This is a genomic window from Vibrio natriegens NBRC 15636 = ATCC 14048 = DSM 759, assembly GCF_035621455.1.
Lineage (GTDB): Bacteria > Pseudomonadota > Gammaproteobacteria > Enterobacterales > Vibrionaceae > Vibrio > Vibrio natriegens.
The window spans coordinates 380,455-396,424 of record NZ_CP141823.1; the positions used below are offsets into that span (position 1 = coordinate 380,455).

At 44.8% G+C, this 15,970-nt stretch carries 13 protein-coding genes; 7 read left to right on the top strand and 6 right to left on the bottom strand.

Going from position 1 to position 15,970, the window contains the following annotated elements; all coding sequences use genetic code 11:
* Nucleotides 1-6: 6 nt before the first annotated feature.
* From VER99_RS16210 to VER99_RS16230, 5 genes are all read right to left on the bottom strand, one after another.
* On the bottom strand, nt 7-1,332 hold the full coding sequence (locus tag VER99_RS16210) for an HlyD family type I secretion periplasmic adaptor subunit (RefSeq protein WP_020334261.1): 1,326 nt from the start codon (nt 1,330-1,332) through the stop codon (nt 7-9).
* Entirely contained in the window at nt 1,325-2,011 is a 687-nt protein-coding gene (locus VER99_RS16215; RefSeq protein WP_020334260.1) for an ATP-binding cassette domain-containing protein, read from the bottom strand. The genes VER99_RS16210 and VER99_RS16215 overlap by 8 nt, the downstream gene beginning before the upstream one ends.
* Nucleotides 2,012-2,035: 24 nt before the next feature.
* Complete coding sequence (locus VER99_RS16220) at nt 2,036-3,418, bottom strand: ABC transporter transmembrane domain-containing protein (RefSeq protein WP_020334259.1); 1,383 nt, start codon at nt 3,416-3,418, stop codon at nt 2,036-2,038.
* Entirely contained in the window at nt 3,418-5,070 is a 1,653-nt protein-coding gene (locus VER99_RS16225) for an ABC transporter transmembrane domain-containing protein (RefSeq protein WP_020334258.1), read from the bottom strand. The genes VER99_RS16220 and VER99_RS16225 overlap by 1 nt, the downstream gene beginning before the upstream one ends.
* A 280-nt stretch (nt 5,071-5,350) precedes the next feature.
* Entirely contained in the window at nt 5,351-5,917 is a 567-nt protein-coding gene (locus VER99_RS16230; protein ID WP_020334256.1) for an SOS response-associated peptidase, read from the bottom strand.
* A gap of 396 nt (nt 5,918-6,313) precedes the next feature.
* Between VER99_RS16230 and VER99_RS16235 the strand changes: the two genes are divergently transcribed.
* The 4 genes from VER99_RS16235 (at nt 6,314) to VER99_RS16250 (ending at nt 10,242) form a co-directional block, all read left to right on the top strand.
* Nucleotides 6,314-7,339, top strand: a complete 1,026-nt coding sequence (locus VER99_RS16235; RefSeq protein WP_020334255.1) for a TRAP transporter substrate-binding protein — start codon at nt 6,314-6,316, stop codon at nt 7,337-7,339.
* Nucleotides 7,340-7,375: 36 nt separating this feature from the next.
* On the top strand, nt 7,376-7,966 hold the full coding sequence (locus VER99_RS16240) for a TRAP transporter small permease (RefSeq protein WP_020334254.1): 591 nt from the start codon (nt 7,376-7,378) through the stop codon (nt 7,964-7,966).
* Entirely contained in the window at nt 7,966-9,252 is a 1,287-nt protein-coding gene (locus VER99_RS16245; RefSeq protein ID WP_014233895.1) for a TRAP transporter large permease, read from the top strand. The genes VER99_RS16240 and VER99_RS16245 overlap by 1 nt, the downstream gene beginning before the upstream one ends.
* Before the next feature lie 72 nt (nt 9,253-9,324).
* A complete protein-coding gene (locus VER99_RS16250; protein WP_020334253.1) occupies nt 9,325-10,242 on the top strand; it encodes an MBL fold metallo-hydrolase in 918 nt (305 codons plus the stop codon).
* Between the two features lie 12 nt (nt 10,243-10,254).
* Here VER99_RS16250 and VER99_RS16255 read toward each other — a convergent pair whose 3' ends face one another.
* A complete protein-coding gene (locus tag VER99_RS16255) occupies nt 10,255-11,154 on the bottom strand; it encodes a helix-turn-helix domain-containing protein (protein WP_020334251.1) in 900 nt (299 codons plus the stop codon).
* A gap of 135 nt (nt 11,155-11,289) precedes the next feature.
* Here VER99_RS16255 and pobA point away from each other — a divergent pair, with 135 nt between their 5' ends.
* The 3 genes from pobA (at nt 11,290) to VER99_RS16270 (ending at nt 15,860) form a co-directional block, all read left to right on the top strand.
* Nucleotides 11,290-12,510 (top strand): 4-hydroxybenzoate 3-monooxygenase, encoded by a 1,221-nt coding sequence (gene pobA / locus VER99_RS16260; protein WP_020334249.1) that lies wholly within the window; start codon nt 11,290-11,292, stop codon nt 12,508-12,510.
* 345 nt (nt 12,511-12,855) lie between these two features.
* Nucleotides 12,856-13,971, top strand: a complete 1,116-nt coding sequence (locus VER99_RS16265; protein ID WP_020334248.1) for a helix-turn-helix transcriptional regulator — start codon at nt 12,856-12,858, stop codon at nt 13,969-13,971.
* A 359-nt stretch (nt 13,972-14,330) separates the two neighbouring features.
* On the top strand, nt 14,331-15,860 hold the full coding sequence (locus tag VER99_RS16270) for a TolB-like translocation protein (protein ID WP_020334247.1): 1,530 nt from the start codon (nt 14,331-14,333) through the stop codon (nt 15,858-15,860).
* The last annotated feature ends 110 nt before the right edge of the window (nt 15,861-15,970 follow it).

Here is a 15,970-nt window from a genome sequence, read left to right on the forward strand (position 1 = left end):
CCTCTATTAGCGTTCGCCAAAAGCTTCTCTCATGTTGGTAAATACGGGCTTCCATAAATATTGGAAGATGGTTTTTTCTCCGGTGACGATGTCAGCTTCCCCAGTCATACCTGGTAATAAGTTTAGCTTTCCTGGCTCTGCACCAAAGTATGGCTTCTCAATCGCAATCCGGACTTTGTAGTAAACCCCACCTTTTTCATCGGCGTCAGTGGTCGGCGAAATCCGTTCAACAACCCCATCTATTGCGCCATAGCGGCTGTAGTCAAACGCATCGATTTTGATTTTGGCTGGTTGCCCTACCGTCACAAAGCCAATATCTCGAGGTGACAACTTAGCTTCCAGTAAGGCAGTTGGAGTCGTCGGCACCACCACGGCTACTGTACCTCCCGGCTGGATTACACTCCCAGATGACGTATTCGGTATCGACTGAATAATGCCATCAACCGGAGACATTACCGTATCTTGCTGGATTTGCAGATCGGAAGATTTCAATCTCGCAGTCACACCAATTAACTCTGAATGTGCATCAGCACGCTTTTCACCCACTTCTTTAAACAGCGTCGCTTCCCGTTGTTCAAATTGACGGCGCTGGTTGTCAATGTTCCTCTCCAGCACCGTTCTCCTACCTTCGAGACTTTTTAACTCACGTAAATACGCATCCAATTTCTGCTGGGTTTCCGAGATGGTCAATTTCGATACAGCCTGAACGCCTCTCGGTGAGTTCATTAAACGCAATGATTCACGGGATGAGTTGATCTGGTCTTGAAGCGGAGGGATTTCCAAATCGATGCTCGACAGTTCTGCGTTCGATTTCGCAATCTCGGACTCAGATAACTGCATAATCGCTTCACGCTCTTTGTTCATCCTCGCCAGACTTTTCTGGTGTTGCTCGACTAATGCAGGGTACGTCAATTCATAAGAGGAAAAATCCGCTGGTCGCCCTTCGATAAATGCGTTATACCGTTCGATTCGTAACTGAAGGTTAGCTTGTTGACCGAGTAGCTCTTCTTCTACTGCTTGGCTGTCGACCGACACAAAACTCGCGATCACATCGCCCTTGCTGACCAAGTCGCCTTCAGTAACTAAAACCGATGCCAATGTTCCTCCTGACTGGCTTTGAATGACCTGCTTGTGACCCAAAGGAACAACTTGTCCTTTTGCCTTGGCGATTTCTTCTATGTCGGCAAACAATGACCAAAGCAAGACTAAAAATACCGAACCAACAACAAACCACATCACCTGTTTAATCAGGCGTTTTTCCAATGGTGCCTCGATGGCTTCTGTAAATTCATGTTCTGGTAAGTAACGATTCGACAGTTGCTTATCATCCATGCTGTGCTACCCCTGCGTTTGCTTGTTCTGGTTGTTCTGATTGTTGTGACGGTTCAGCTTGCTTAATAATTGGTCCGCAATACACCAAACTGCCTTTGTCTAAAATGATCACTTTGTCTGCGAGTTCGATCAGTTCTTTGTCATGACTGCTAAACAAAATTGTTGCGTGTCCTCGACGCTTCATCAATGTCTGTTTAAACGCTCTTTTTGCATACGGGTTTCGATTGGCAATAGGTTCATCCAACACTAAAAAAGGTGAATTTTTCAGCAGTGCAACGGCAAGCCCGACGTAGGAGCTTTCAACCGCAGAAAAGACATTTTCACCACGATGGAATACCTCGGTATCAATATCATCTCCGATAGCTTGCAAGAGCGAGGTCGCCCCTGCGGCATGTAAGGCGTCTCGAATTTCGTCATCAGATGCGTCTGGATTCGCGACCCTGAGGTTTTGGGCTAAAGAACCGGGGATAATATCTGCGTGAGTTGGGCTATATGCAGCCCAACGACGAAGCGCTTCTGGGTCATACTGTTTGGTGTTTTTGCCGTTGATAGACACATAACCCACCTGACCTTCCAGAACACCGAGTGCCGATAGTAAGAGAGAAGTTTTACCGCAACCATTCGGGCCGATGACGGCCACCAGCTCACCAGGTTCTACATCGAATGTTACCCCTGACAATGCGGGTTCACTTTCTGCACCGTATCACAAAGTCACATGCTTAAATGAAACAGAAGGAGGCTGATGTGTTTCCGGAGACTCAAGCCTCAACGAATGAAACTCTGTTGGAACCTCCATCAAACGATCAAACTGTGCGATAGTGCCTTTGACCATGGCAAACTTCTGGCGCGAGGCAAACGCCAACTGAGCAGGTCCGGTAACCCGCCAAATCAGCATAGTGGTCGCGATCAAAGCACCTGGCGACATCTGCTGATTCAGCACCAGAAAAATGCCTGAAAATACAGAGACCAATACGGTAGTTAGCCCCATCCCATGCGCTACGGCGCTATTTAATCCGTTACGTTTAGAGTAGAGAAAGTTTTGCTGGCTGTTCTCTTTGGCTCTACGCATGAAATGCTGATACCAACCTTGGGATTCGCCCGCTATTTTCAGATTAAGAATACACTGTGATATTTCGTTGAAGCTACCTTGATAATCACTGCTAATCGTTGGCGAGGCTGCTTTTACATACCGCTCTAACCCTTTTAAAATAAAATAGAAAATCATCAACATCGCGATAGGAACAAGCACTAACCAACCGCTTAATAATGTGATGGCTAGCAGTGGTATCAACGTGAACGGTAAATCCACCAGACCTGATCCAGAAGGGCCAGAAATAACCTTACGCACATTTTCTGAATTCCGAATACGGCTGATGTGACTGGCCAACCCTACTCTGCTCAATACCGCCAGTGGCATGCTTAATAATCGGTTAAAAGTTAACGCAGATAAATCTCTTGCAAACCGATTACTCACCCCTGCGATCAATCGAGCACGGAAAAATCGGCTGCCGACCATAATGATCAGCGCCAACACCGCACCAAAAGCAATGTTGGGTAGAATCTGCGGTGCATGACCACCAATAACGCGATCATAAACAGCCATAGTAAATAGAGGAATGGCTAAACCCGTTATCCCAGACAAAAGACTTAACCAGAAAATAGGACGATACCATTTCACCTTCTTACGAAAATGAGCCAGAAAACGCTGAGTTTTGTTTCCTTCCATCGGTAACGCATTAACGATAAATACAAAGCCACTTTCCGGCTCTCCATCCAGATTGTGCCATTGCTTATTTTCTCCAAGCTTTTGCCACTGATTTTGACGCCAGCGAACAATCTCAGCACTGCCCGAGTCATTTACCCAAATAAAGGGGTAAATCGAGTCTTTTAATTTTGTCGCAATGCAAGAGTGAACGGTGACATCCAGTTGGTGCTTTTTGAATAGAACGTAGGTATCTAAATAGCTAAGATCATTGGCCACATGACCTTTTTGTATGCTCCTGGCTTGCGCGTGCAGTCCAAGTTGATCAAAAAACGTTGCCATCACCGGCTTCATTCCAATTATTGAACGATCTTCTATCGACATTAGCTCTCTCCCGTAACTTGCTTTGACGACAACCGACCTTCAATCGATAGACTAATTTGACTGTCGCTGAGCGCTATCACTTCATCAAAATAGGACGCAATGATGATCGTCATGTCTCCTCGCTTTTCATTGAGTAATGACAACAATCTTGACTGTGAATCAGCATCAATCGATACCATTGGTTCATCCAGTAAGAGAATAGAAGGATTCTGAGACAGTGCCCGAATCAAAGAAATAAGCTTAATCGCCCCTTTATTCAGGCTAGCGTTATCATGCCGCCCTACTGGCGTTTGAAAGCCGTAAGGAAGTTGGCTGATAGTGTCAGACAGTCCCAACCGATCGGCCAACTCCATCGCATACGGTTCACTTTCATGACGAAAGAAAGTCATGTTCTCCAACACGGTCCCATGAAACAGCGTTCCCCATGGCGCGACATAGCTAACTGACTGACGAAATTCGAACTCATCGTGCTCGTACAGTGGTACACCTGCGATCGCTATAGTTCCTTGCTCTGGCTGATGGTAAGCGCCCAGTGAGCTTAACAACAAACTGGCATAACTCATGGGGTTAGAATTAACAACGGTGATGGAGCCTGAAGGGATACTCAAGTTAATGTCGGAAAGTGACGCGCCAACTTTACTCACACTTACGTTAGTAAATGATATTGGCCCCGATGGCAGTTTGCTCTGATATACGGTTTGCGCAGTAAATTGCTCTTGAGGTGCATTAATTAAATCTTCAATGTCCTGACTGGCTGCGCGTGCCGTCACTAATTTAGCGCGCAGACTACCCAAAGCACTGAGCGGTGCGACCGATCTCCCAGCCAAGATCGAGCATGCCGCCAAACCACCAGTGGTCATTTGGCCATCCAATACCGCCAAACACCCGACAATAACAAGCGCTAACGTTGTGCCTAACGAGGCACCTTGAATTAGCTCTTGAAGTTTCGCCGCTTGCCAGTCAACCTCGTTTTGTTTTTTCAGATTCTCGTGGTTAACGTCTTTATATCGGTATGTCATTCGTGCTTCTAACGCGAGCGCTTTTACCGTTGCCACGCCTGACAGGACCAAAACGAGAATGCGCGTGCGTTCACTTTCCGTGACTGCGAGTTCCTGAGTCACCTCCAATAACTTGTTACTTACTCGCCAAACCCATAGCCCAGCGATACACCACACCACGACAGGAACCAAAACCACCCAGCCACCAATATAAGCAATCAATGCCAAAAATAGTAAGGTGAAGGGAATATCCATAAAGGCTATCGCAGCCTGCCCTGAATAGAGGTCACGCACGCTAGAGACACTTTTTAAGCCGCTTAATATTTTTCCAGAACCCAACGACTGCAAATACTGGTAATCGGCTTTTAACAATCGCGTTATCAGTTTTGCAGTGACATCAAACTCGTAGTTGGCAGCCGCAGAAGCAAGAAACCAACTTCTGACATAGCGCAATATCACCTCTAGAAGAATCGCAACCGCAACACCCAACAACAACACATTTGCTGTACCATACGCTTCATTCGGTAAGATCCTGTCGTAGATTTGCAGCATGCTGAAAGGCAACGCAAGAGACAGCAGGTTAATAAAGATTGAAGAAAAAAGTAATTCGTTGAAGTTCTTATTCTTTGTCAAAGACTGAATCTGTGCTCGCATCAACTAAGCCCCGGCTTCCATATATTTAAGTCATTATTTTCATCCTTTGATATTAGACAACGATGAAAGTCACTGCATATATTCTGAGATTCTTTTTGCCAAATGCGACATTGCCAGCACAAACTTACGCGAATTTGTCTTTGGTGGTGCAAAAGGGTCGAGTTTTACTCCAAAGATCATCACATCATCGCGCTTGGAATAACCAACAGCACAACAAGTCAATTTTATTAAATTCAACAACGGTAAATGCCAAGCGTTTGGCATCACCTCTTAAACAAAACTAGTCCGCATTTTTGATCGTCAACGTTTCATTAAATTGATTATCTAGCAGCTTATATACGCTTTTGCCTTCTCCGCTTATCCAGTTCAAGACTTCATTATCTGGAATTAACAAAGGCATGCGGTGATGAAATTCGCTGCATTGTTTATTTGGCTCTGTGGTTAATGTGACCAGATCTTTAGCCTCATTCAAGGCGATGCCAGCCATGTATAAAACATCACTCTCGCCTGGACTGAACAGATATTTGACCTTTTTCCCATTTTCTTCTTGCCACTCATACCAACCGGAACACGGAACCACCACTCGGTTAAACTCGAATGCATGAGCAAATGTGGCCTTAACCGCCACCGTTTCAGCTTTGGCGTTTATGATCAGGTTATTCGCCCAGTCGGGTTGTATTCCCCAAGGTAAATCGAGCTGTTGAAGTTCTCCGTGTACAGCGCCAACCGTAGAAACAATCTGGGTCGGTCTTAGGTCTTTATTGGTCTCCGTTTTAAAACTAATGCCGAGCTGCGCGGAAACAATTCGACAAAGCGGTTCGTTGATCACATTTAACCTGCCACACATATCACACTCCTAAGAAACACCTATGTAACACAAATTATAGTTACTTTCTGACTCAAGTATTTTTCATGTATTAACATAACCGATACTCAGGAGTTAATACCTAAAACATGACTATGAAACATGAATTATATCAATCATCTGACCCCTATAATTTTTAGTTTCTAGCCCGAGAATTCCCTCTAATTAAAGTCACAGAATTTCAAAAATTGAATAGCCTTTTCCTTTTTCTAACTAACGTCATGGCGAATCAAGTGTTAACTTAACCTTAACATCTTACATAAGGTAAAAACCGCTGACGGGTAAAAGTTGACGATTTTATTCAGCCCCAAGAAAAAGAATAGCCTGACTAAAAGAGCGCTTTACGAAAACACTCTACTAACAATTGGACGTTTAAGTATGAATACGATTATTAAAAAGACTGCTGCCACTGCATTGTCATCACTTCTGCTAGCTTCACCTGCTTTCGCCGCAGATGTTACATTGCGATTCGGACACTTTTGGCCTTCAGTATCTGATATTCATAAAGAGATTTATCAAAAGTGGGCTGACACCGTTGAAGCGGATTCTAATGGCCGTATCAACGTAGAGTTATACCCGTCTTCTACTCTCGCCAAGCCACCAGCACAATATGATGCCGTTAAACACCGTATCTTAGATATGACTGCAACGGTGCAAGGTTACTCAGCAAACCGCTTTCCTCTGACTCAAATCGTTGAGCTACCAGGGGTGGTACAAAACGCAACTCAAGGCTCTTGTGTGATTCAAAAGCTATACGAAGAAGGTGCGTTTGCAAATGAATACAAGGATTCAAAACCACTGTTCCTATTTACCCACGGTGCGGGCTTACTGCACGTAAAAGGAAAAAATATTGAGCAGCCTAGCGACTTAGAAGGCCTTCGCATTCGTCGTCCAACTGCCGTCATCGGTGGCTTACTAGAAGAGCTTGGTGCACTACCTGTCGGTATGCCTGCGCCGCAATCTTATCAATCGCTTCAACGTGGTGTGATTGATGGTGTTGCTCTACCTTGGGAAGGAGTGAAGAGCTTCAGAATTAACGAGCTGGCAGAAAACCACACTGAAGTGGGTGGGTTGTACTCGCTAGCCTTCATCGTGACGATGAATAGCGATGTCTACAACTCTCTTGATGATGAACTTAAAGCGGTTATCGACAAAAACTCAGGTGCCGCTTGGTCGAACATTGCGGCACAAGTATTTGATGATCTAGATAGCAAAGGCTTTGAAGAAGCGAAAGCAGCGGGTCACACAATCAACCGTATTGATGCATCAAACAACCAAACAACCTGGCAACCAATCTTCGACAAAGTGATCGAAAACTACTTGTCGGACTTGGAATCGAAAGGCCTAGCCGCACGTGATGTTTACAAGCGAGCAATGGAACTGTCGCAAGACTGTAGTAACTAACCGCTGCCTTTCAGCCTGAATTAAGGGAATGAGACTATGAAAACACTCATCAACCTAGTCAATCGCGCAGCACATATCGCTCACTTGGGCGCAGGTTTTATCTTAGTGTCGATGATGTTCATCACGCTTGCTGACGTTATCACTCGTGCGGTTTTTAATTTTACGGACGGTAGCATTGACCTGACGTTTGTCGGTGGCATAGAGCTGATTAAGTTTGGTTTGCTGTTTGCCATTTTGCTGACTATGCCTCACTCGGTAGCCAAATCTCAGGTCATTGTTGACCTGTTTACTGAGAAAATGAATCATCGTGTGAAGATATATCTTGAAGCCTTCTACAACCTAGGTTTTGCACTACTGGGCGCGGGTATGTCAGTGCGTTTCTTTGACGCGATTGAATCAGCCGCGCTTACCGGAGAAACCACTCAGGACTTACAAATCCCGCTGGAATACATCTATATGGGAGTCGTTGTCGCCACAGCGCTACTTGCAATCCGCGCATTGATCATCGCCGGTGAGCTTATTTTTCACTGCCATACCCCAGCGACAAAAAATGGCGGTAATGAACCAGCAAAGTCAAGCGACAAAAAAAGTAACGTGCAACAACGAAACAAAGAGGAGTTAGTCTAATGGATGCTTCAACGATTGGTCTAATTTGTATTGCGTTAATGTTAGTAATGATGGCATTCAGAGCTCCTATCGCGTTATCCATGGCGGTAACCGGGTTTGTTGGGTTCGGATCTATTGTTGCTTTTCCTTCAGCGATGGCAATTTTGGACAGCGGCCCATTTGAGACCCTGTCTAACTACAGCTTTAGCCCGATTCCTATGTTTATCCTCATGGGTGTCTTTGCCTCTAAAGCGCAGATGTCTCAAGAGCTGTTTCATGGTGCGAGAACACTATTTGGTCGCTGGCGCGGCGGTATGGCACTGGCAGCAGTAACCTCTTGTGGTGTTTTCTCGGCTATCTCTGGCTCTTCTCTGGCGACCGCAGCAAGTATGTCTCGCGTTGCTCTGCCAGAAATGGAAAAGAATGGCTACGCGATGTCATTGGCAACCGGTACGCTTGCGGCAGGTGGTACTCTAGGCATCATGATCCCACCGTCTATCGCGCTTCTGCTTTACGCCTTGATCACAGAGCAGTCTGTGGGTGACATGTTTATCGCTGGCCTAATCCCTGGGTTACTTGGCCTGTTCTTATACTGTGCGACTATTGCTATCACAGTTTGGCTAAAACCAGAGCTAGCAACGCCAGGTGAACAAACGTCATTTGCAGAGAAGATCAAAGGGCTTAAAGGCTTAGTTCCTTTCACCGGCATCTTCGCTTTCATCATCTGCGGTATCTACTTTGGCCTGTTTACACCAACCGAAGCAGCAGCTATTGGCGCGGCAGGTACATTAGTCATCGCCTTGTTCCGAGGAATGAAATGGAAACAATTCGTTGAAGCGGTAGAGGAAACACTGGCTCTCTCGTCCATGATCTTCTTCATGATCATTGGTGCAGAAATTTTTGGCTACTTCCTTTCAGTTTCAAGAATCTCTTACACCTTGGTGGAAGTGGTCGATAGCCTGCAGCTTTCTCCTTACATGGTTCTGTTTGCGGTGCTGTTGCTGTTCATCCTATTAGGTTGTGTCATGGACAGTATTGCTATGTTGCTACTGACAGTGCCGGTGGTTTACCCACTCATCGAAGCGGCAGGCTTTGACCCAATCTGGTTCGGTATCGTTGCTGTAATTACCGTAGAACTGGGGCTGATTACACCGCCAGTAGGGATGAACGTATTTGTCATCAAGTCGTTAGCACCGGACGTATCCATTAAGGACATGTACAAAGGCGTGTTCCCATTCGTTATGTCAGACGTCACTCGCCTGCTATTAATCATCGGCTTCCCATCACTCGCCCTGGGACTTCTATAATAATTCCTATAACCCTCACCACACGGACTGTGGTGAGGGCTCTTTCCCCTACTCAACTTTCCGGAGAATCTAATGAAAATTTTTAGATCAGGTATTTGTGTACCTGCGATAACTTGTGCCCTAGGTTTACTGTTATCCGTCAGTGCATCAGCCAAAACCGATGTAATCTTGTTAGGAACGGGAACGCCAGTCCCTGATGCTGACCGCTCTGGCCCATCAACCGCCGTAGTGTATAACGATACGGCATTCATCTTTGATGCGGGTGGCGGCATGGTTCAAAAGGCCATTGAAGCAGCACAAAAGAAAGGCATCAAAGCCCTATACCCAACCAACATCAAACACGTTTTCATCACACACCTTCACAGTGACCATATTCTGGACATCTCGGAATTGGCAGCAACCTATTGGTGGCGACGTGACGACAAAGTATCGCTTTATGGCCCTGTTGGTACGGAAAAATTTGTAACGGGCTACTATGACATGTTGTCGGTTGATATTGGTTTACGCACAAGTGGTAAGCAGCCGTTAAAAGATCCAACCAACTACCAGATGAACGTGACCGAATACACCGAAAGCAACACCGTTTATGATCAAGATGGTGTTAAAATCGAGGCATTTACCGTTCCTCATGGTGATATCCGTCCTGCCTTTGGCTACAAAGTGACAACGCCAGACAAGGTTGTGGTTATCAGTGGCGATACCGCCTACTCAGACAAGATGATCGAAATCGCGAAAGGCGCTGATGTCTTGGTGCATGAAGTGATCAGTGAACAAGGGCTGTCGAAGCTTTCTGAATTTTGGCAAAAATACCACTCCACAAGTCACACCAGAACCAGTGAGCTAGCGAAGATAGCCTCTGAAGCAAAACCTAAATTGCTGGTGCTTAGCCACATTCTCCATTACAGCGCGCCTATCGAATCCGTATTGGAAGAAATTCAGGCGAGCTACGACGGAGAAGTCGTGCTCGGTAATGACCTGGATATTTTTTAATCCAAGCGTTTTCTAATATTCCGTGTCGAATGGGTTGAGTTGTCTGAAAGATGTCGGGCTCAACCCAGATTTATTCTTAAAGAAGCGAGAGAAATACGCAGGGTCTTCAAATCCCAGATTGTAGGCAATTTGGTCAACATGCAATTGGGTATACAGAAGGCTGCGCTTCGCTTCCACAAACAGTCGCTCTGCAATAATCGATTTTGCCGCCACACCTTTTGATTTGCGACATACGCGATTTAACGTCGAAACAGACGTTTGCAGCTCTTGCGCATATTGAGCGACAGTCCAATGACTACGATAGTTATTCTCGAGTAGTTTTTGGAATTGATAGTAGTGACTATTTATTGAGCTACCAACGTTAGTCTCTTCGTCTTGTTGCTTTATTGCTCGGAATAGAGTCAATAAGATCATCTTTGCTAACCATTCAGAAGCTTGTCTCATTCCCACATCGTGTGCATTCAGTTCAGATGACAATAAATTACAATAATTATGCAGTTGAGTAAGAACCTTATCCTCAGTTGAAAATGAGAGCACTCTTGGTTTATCCAGCACGGTCTCAAATACACTCTCAGCGTACGATAACGCCGAATGTTGAATCATCGGTTCCGCGATACTGACAACATATCCCTCCGTATTCGGTGAAAAAACAAAGCCATGAACCACCCCAGTAGGAATTGCAATCACGCTGGCATCGTTAACATGTATCTTTTTATTATCTAAAGAAATTTCTGCATTCCCACTATCCAAAACTAAGATTTGGAATAGCTTTCCATGTCGATGTGGCTTAATACGCCACCCTCTGGTTTCGCTGCGAGCAGCAATGGTCTCCACGTGAACAAACTCGGAATTATTGCTGTCACTCTCTTCTCCATATAAGAAGAACCTTGGCACATCAGATATCGAACTCATCACTCACCCAACCGATCAAAAAAATATCCATATATGACTTAAAAGTACAAGGAATTGCCCTGTATGTGAATGGAGAGAATCACACTTTATTAACAAAATAGAAACACAAGGAATCAAACAAGCGGAGTGCTTAAAATGGAAGTTATCAAAACACAAGTTGCAATTATTGGCTCTGGCCCTTCAGGTCTTTTACTTGGCCAACTGCTTGCGAAACAGGGCATTGATAATGTCATCGTAGAACGTTCAACTGCTGATCATGTCCTGTCCAGAATACGTGCCGGCATCCTTGAGCAAGGTTTTGTTGACCTCATCAAAGAAGCAGGCTGTAACGCTCGTATGGATAAAGAAGGACACATCCATGACGGCTTTCAAATCAGTGTCGACGGCGAAAGTACAAGAATAGATCTCAAAGAACGCACTGGTGGCAAAGTCGTGACTTGTTACGGACAAACCGAAATCACCCGCGATTTAATGGAAGCGAGAAGTGCTGCCGGCCTACCAAGCTTTTACGATGCGCCAGTAACAGAAATTGTCGCGCCTGACTCTACTTCCCCAGCGGTCAGATTTGAGCACGAAGGTACCCTTTATGAGTTGCAATGTGACTTTATCGCTGGTTGTGATGGGTTCCATGGTGTATCACGACCAACGATTCCAGATACCATCCGTAAAGAATATGAGCGAGTCTACCCATTCGGGTGGCTTGGGCTGCTAAGCGATACCCCACCTGTTGATGATGAACTGATTTACTGCAAACACCCACGAGGTTTCGCCCTGGCAAGCCAACGTTCATCCACTCGTTCACGCTATTACTTACAGGTTCCCGCAACGGATAAAGTTGAAGATTGGAGCGACGATAAGTTTTGGGACGAACTGAAAAAACGATTACCAGCTGAAGCAAGCAAAAACTTACAAACCGGTCCTAGTATCGAAAAAAGTATCGCGCCACTGCGTTCATTTGTGTGTGAACCGATGCAATACGGTCGATTGTTTCTAGTGGGTGACTCTGCACACATTGTACCGCCAACAGGTGCCAAAGGGCTTAACCTGGCTGCCTCTGACGTGGCGACGTTGTACAAGATCATGACTCAAGTGTACAAAAATGACGACATGGAATGCATCAAGCAATATTCAGATATCTGCTTACGCCGAGTATGGCACGGCGAGCGTTTCTCGTGGTGGATGACCAACATGCTGCACGACTTTGACGAACTAAGCGTGAACAACACGGATGGCGCTATATTCAGTCACCTCATGACCTCTGAACTGGATTACTGCCTACATAGCGAATCAGGTAAAACGATGATTGCCGAGCAATACGTAGGCTTACCATATGAAGATCCAAAGCCGACGAAATAATACCCTCTGACATGCAGTCCCCCAGCCAAGTAAGGATGCCAGCGCATTCTTACTTGGAACATTCTAGCTTGGGATAGTCTGGGCCTCACTTTTCAATTCAGATAGTCATCAGCTCAGAAAAGTTGCTCTGACTCATCTCTGCTCCAACACGGTTTAGATAAATGACGTCTTTATTAGTTTAACTCGTCGTCCAAAATTCGCTCTCAGAGCTAGCGACTTAACGAATCACAGCGGAGGCGAAAATATGCCTTCCTTTCTTATTTATGTGATACGCAACCACATAGAAATCAATCTACTATTAACCCAACCCACTATTAATTAAACTATCAATTATAGCGTCATTTTATGAAACCAGAGGATTTATCGCGCATCATTGACAAAATCTACGCAGCCTCCCTTAATTCACACTCTTGGGAGGAAGTATCCCTTGAAATTCAAAAAAGTATTGGGGGGCACTCGGTTAATTTTGTCATCGAAGAATTAGATCTCAATAAATTTCGCTATGTGTTCAGTAACGGCGCGACAGAAAGCGATGTTGCTTTTTACCTCGATCATATTGTTCAAGATGATGAACTGACAGCGCTGCTTGAAAAGTTACCTATCGGGAAGGCTTTTTTATCTCAAAATTTTTTGCCACTTCGCCAGTTAGAAAGGGTCTCTGCCTATGACCGATTCTATCGCCACATCGGTCAAACCTATTTTAATGCCGCAAACTTCTACCGTTATCAAAATGTTAGGGCATTTATTTCAATAGCGCGCTCTCATAGGGACATACCTTTTAGCCCATGCGACCAACAGAATTTGCAGCTTGTTATTCCTCATTTATCGCGAGCACTGATGATCAACAATACGCTTGAAGATCAACAAATAACAATAGACGCGCTTGGGAGTTCATTTGAACATTTACCCTTCGCATTCTTAACTCTGGACGAACATGGCAACGTTATAATTTGCAACATCCGCGCAAGACAATTTATTACCAGCCTCAAACAGTTACGTTCTAACTATTTAATTCGACTTCCCAGCTCAAACGCCACTCAAAGACTACACATGCTTATTGATTCTACTTTACACGGTTCAAACAGCGTACGAAGAGGAAGTGTCACCTTTCTTTATCAAGGGGAAAGATATGTAGCCCATTGTTTTCCTTGGTGTGAGCGCTTTAATCATATCAATTGGTTGGATAACCGAACCCGATGCATTATTTTTATCGCATCAGCGGCGTACTTATCTGGCTCCCACTTACATTGGCAAGAAGCTTTTGGCTTTTCTCAAGCAGAATCGAACATTGCGAATGGGCTAATTTGTGGCAAATCGGCTAAAGATCTTGCCGAGCAACTGTTTGTTTCCGAATCAACCGTACGATTTCATGTAAAAAATATCCTCAAAAAAACAGAGACCAAAAGCCAAATCGCCGCCGTTAGCCTGATGCTAAAAAGTTTGATGATCGCACTAAGATAAATACGTTAGGTGTTCGGGAGGTGATTGTCTCCATCACGCAGACATCATACCCACTGATTTATTCTATCTATTCCTAAAAACTATCAATTTTAGTAGTTCACTTGCCAGGGTTCTCGCTTAACCTTGTTTGAAGAAGGTCATACAAACTGATTCTAGGTTGGCCTTTGCAGTGTTCGAACAAACACTGGAAAACGTAACTATGAAATTAGGTTCAATTTCAAAGACCGTAATCAGCTAACTATTTGGTTAAAAATAAAAAACCACCTATTCCTGTTCAATTATTATTTGCGGAAAAGTCGAGCAGCGTCTGCGCAAACCTCATAGTCTTTCTCAATTTACAGTTTAGGAGGAGAGCCAATATGAGCATGCAATCTATGATGAATCGTCTAGTGCGTAAGGCGGTTCTAAGCGCATTTCTAGCAACATTGTTCGCGTCTCCACAGACATTATCTGGCACGCCGGGATCTGTAGTGCGGATTAGTTGGAATGAGAGTGGTTTCCCTGGAAGGCAGTATACATATCCATTTAGGGCTGGTGTGAATCACTTTAGTTCAGACAACCGATATGTGGTTTTTTCATCTGATGCTTCCAACCTTGTGGACGATGAAAATGGAGGCGTGTCAGATATCTTTGTCTACGACGTGTTCTTGGATAAGATTGAGATAATTAGTCGTGCCAATGCCAAGGAAGGAGTGCTTGGTGAGCAGGGAAATGGTGCGAGTTATTTCCCTTCTATTAGTGCCGATGGCCGCTTTGTAGCGTTTCAGTCGTACGCAACGAATTTTGCCGATGGTGATTCGGATACTCTGGCCGATATTTTTGTTTATGATCGCCAGATGAACTCCATTGAGTTGGTGAGTCGCTCCAATATTTTTAACGGCGTGCTTGGGCAAAAAGCGAACAAGATGAGCGCTATGCCCGTCATCAGTGCCAATGGTCGTTATGTGGCTTTTCAATCCTACGCGAATAATCTTGTCGCAAGTGACACTGACAATAACTGGGACATTTACGTTTATGACCGCCAAACCAAACTAATTGAATTGGTAAGTAAATCTGGCCACCTAGATGAGCGCTCTGTAACTAAAGGCAATAAATTTAGCACAGGGGCTGCCATCAGCGGTGATGGGCGATACATTGCGTTTCAGTCTGCCGCTGACAATCTCGTTGACGATGTTCCTGATGGAAAAACGCATATTTACGTTTTCGATCGTATGACTGACACTATTGAGCTGATTAGTCGATCAAGCAGCACGCTTGGTGAGGATGGGGAAAAAGCCAATGATTCTAGTGCTGCAGTAAGTATCAGCAATGATGGTCGTTATATAGCATTTCGCTCGAGTGCATCTAACCTCGTTAATGGTCTCATGGATGGATATCAACAAATTTTTGTTTATGACCGACAACAAAAACAAACTGAGTTGATAAGTCGGGCTAGCAGTATGAATGGGGAACTTGGGGAGTTAGCTGTGGGGCATAATTACGAGCCAAGCATCAGTGCCAATGGAAGATATGTTTCATTTCGCTCCCATGCGTCTAACTTAATCCAAGGGGAAAACAGCGTGTATGGACATGTTTTTGTCTATGACCGACAGACCGCAATGATTACATTGGCTAGTGCCAGTCCAGAAGGTACCCATGCTGACAGCGGAAGTCTGTATTCCTCAATTAATTCGGATGGTAACTTAGTTATGTTCAGCTCTTATGCCCAGAATCTTGCAGGACCGCAGCCATATCGTCAGGTATTTATTAAGCAACTGCTCCTCAGCGATTTTTCTAAGTCAAGTACGGATAGAACGCAGGTTGTTGACGCTCCCCACAATACAGATTCCGATGCTATCTCAGATGATAATAAGTCGAGCGATGAAAATAAAGACGTGCCGTACAGCTGACTAGGAAATTTTATTTCCTTAGCAAGCATACGGCAAAAAGATGGTTAGATTTCATGATGTAAGTCTATATCTACAATGTTGTATATTGTAGAGCTCATTAATCGTCATCA

Bases quoted from the DNA above. Each gene is read 5' to 3' on its own strand.
- VER99_RS16265 (WP_020334248.1), top strand. From the start codon at position 12,856: ATGAAACCAGAGGATTTATCGCGCATCATTGACAAAATCTACGCAGCC.
- VER99_RS16245 (WP_014233895.1), top strand. From the start codon at position 7,966: ATGGATGCTTCAACGATTGGTCTAATTTGTATTGCGTTAATGTTAGTA.
- VER99_RS16240 (WP_020334254.1), top strand. From the start codon at position 7,376: ATGAAAACACTCATCAACCTAGTCAATCGCGCAGCACATATCGCTCAC.
- VER99_RS16235 (WP_020334255.1), top strand. From the start codon at position 6,314: ATGAATACGATTATTAAAAAGACTGCTGCCACTGCATTGTCATCACTT.
- VER99_RS16220 (WP_020334259.1), bottom strand. From the start codon at position 3,418: ATGTCGATAGAAGATCGTTCAATAATTGGAATGAAGCCGGTGATGGCA.
- VER99_RS16270 (WP_020334247.1), top strand. From the start codon at position 14,331: ATGAGCATGCAATCTATGATGAATCGTCTAGTGCGTAAGGCGGTTCTA.
- VER99_RS16225 (WP_020334258.1), bottom strand. From the start codon at position 5,070: ATGCGAGCACAGATTCAGTCTTTGACAAAGAATAAGAACTTCAACGAA.
- VER99_RS16210 (WP_020334261.1), bottom strand. From the start codon at position 1,332: ATGGATGATAAGCAACTGTCGAATCGTTACTTACCAGAACATGAATTT.
- VER99_RS16250 (WP_020334253.1), top strand. From the start codon at position 9,325: ATGAAAATTTTTAGATCAGGTATTTGTGTACCTGCGATAACTTGTGCC.
- VER99_RS16230 (WP_020334256.1), bottom strand. From the start codon at position 5,917: ATGTGTGGCAGGTTAAATGTGATCAACGAACCGCTTTGTCGAATTGTT.
- pobA (WP_020334249.1), top strand. From the start codon at position 11,290: ATGGAAGTTATCAAAACACAAGTTGCAATTATTGGCTCTGGCCCTTCA.
- VER99_RS16255 (WP_020334251.1), bottom strand. From the start codon at position 11,154: ATGAGTTCGATATCTGATGTGCCAAGGTTCTTCTTATATGGAGAAGAG.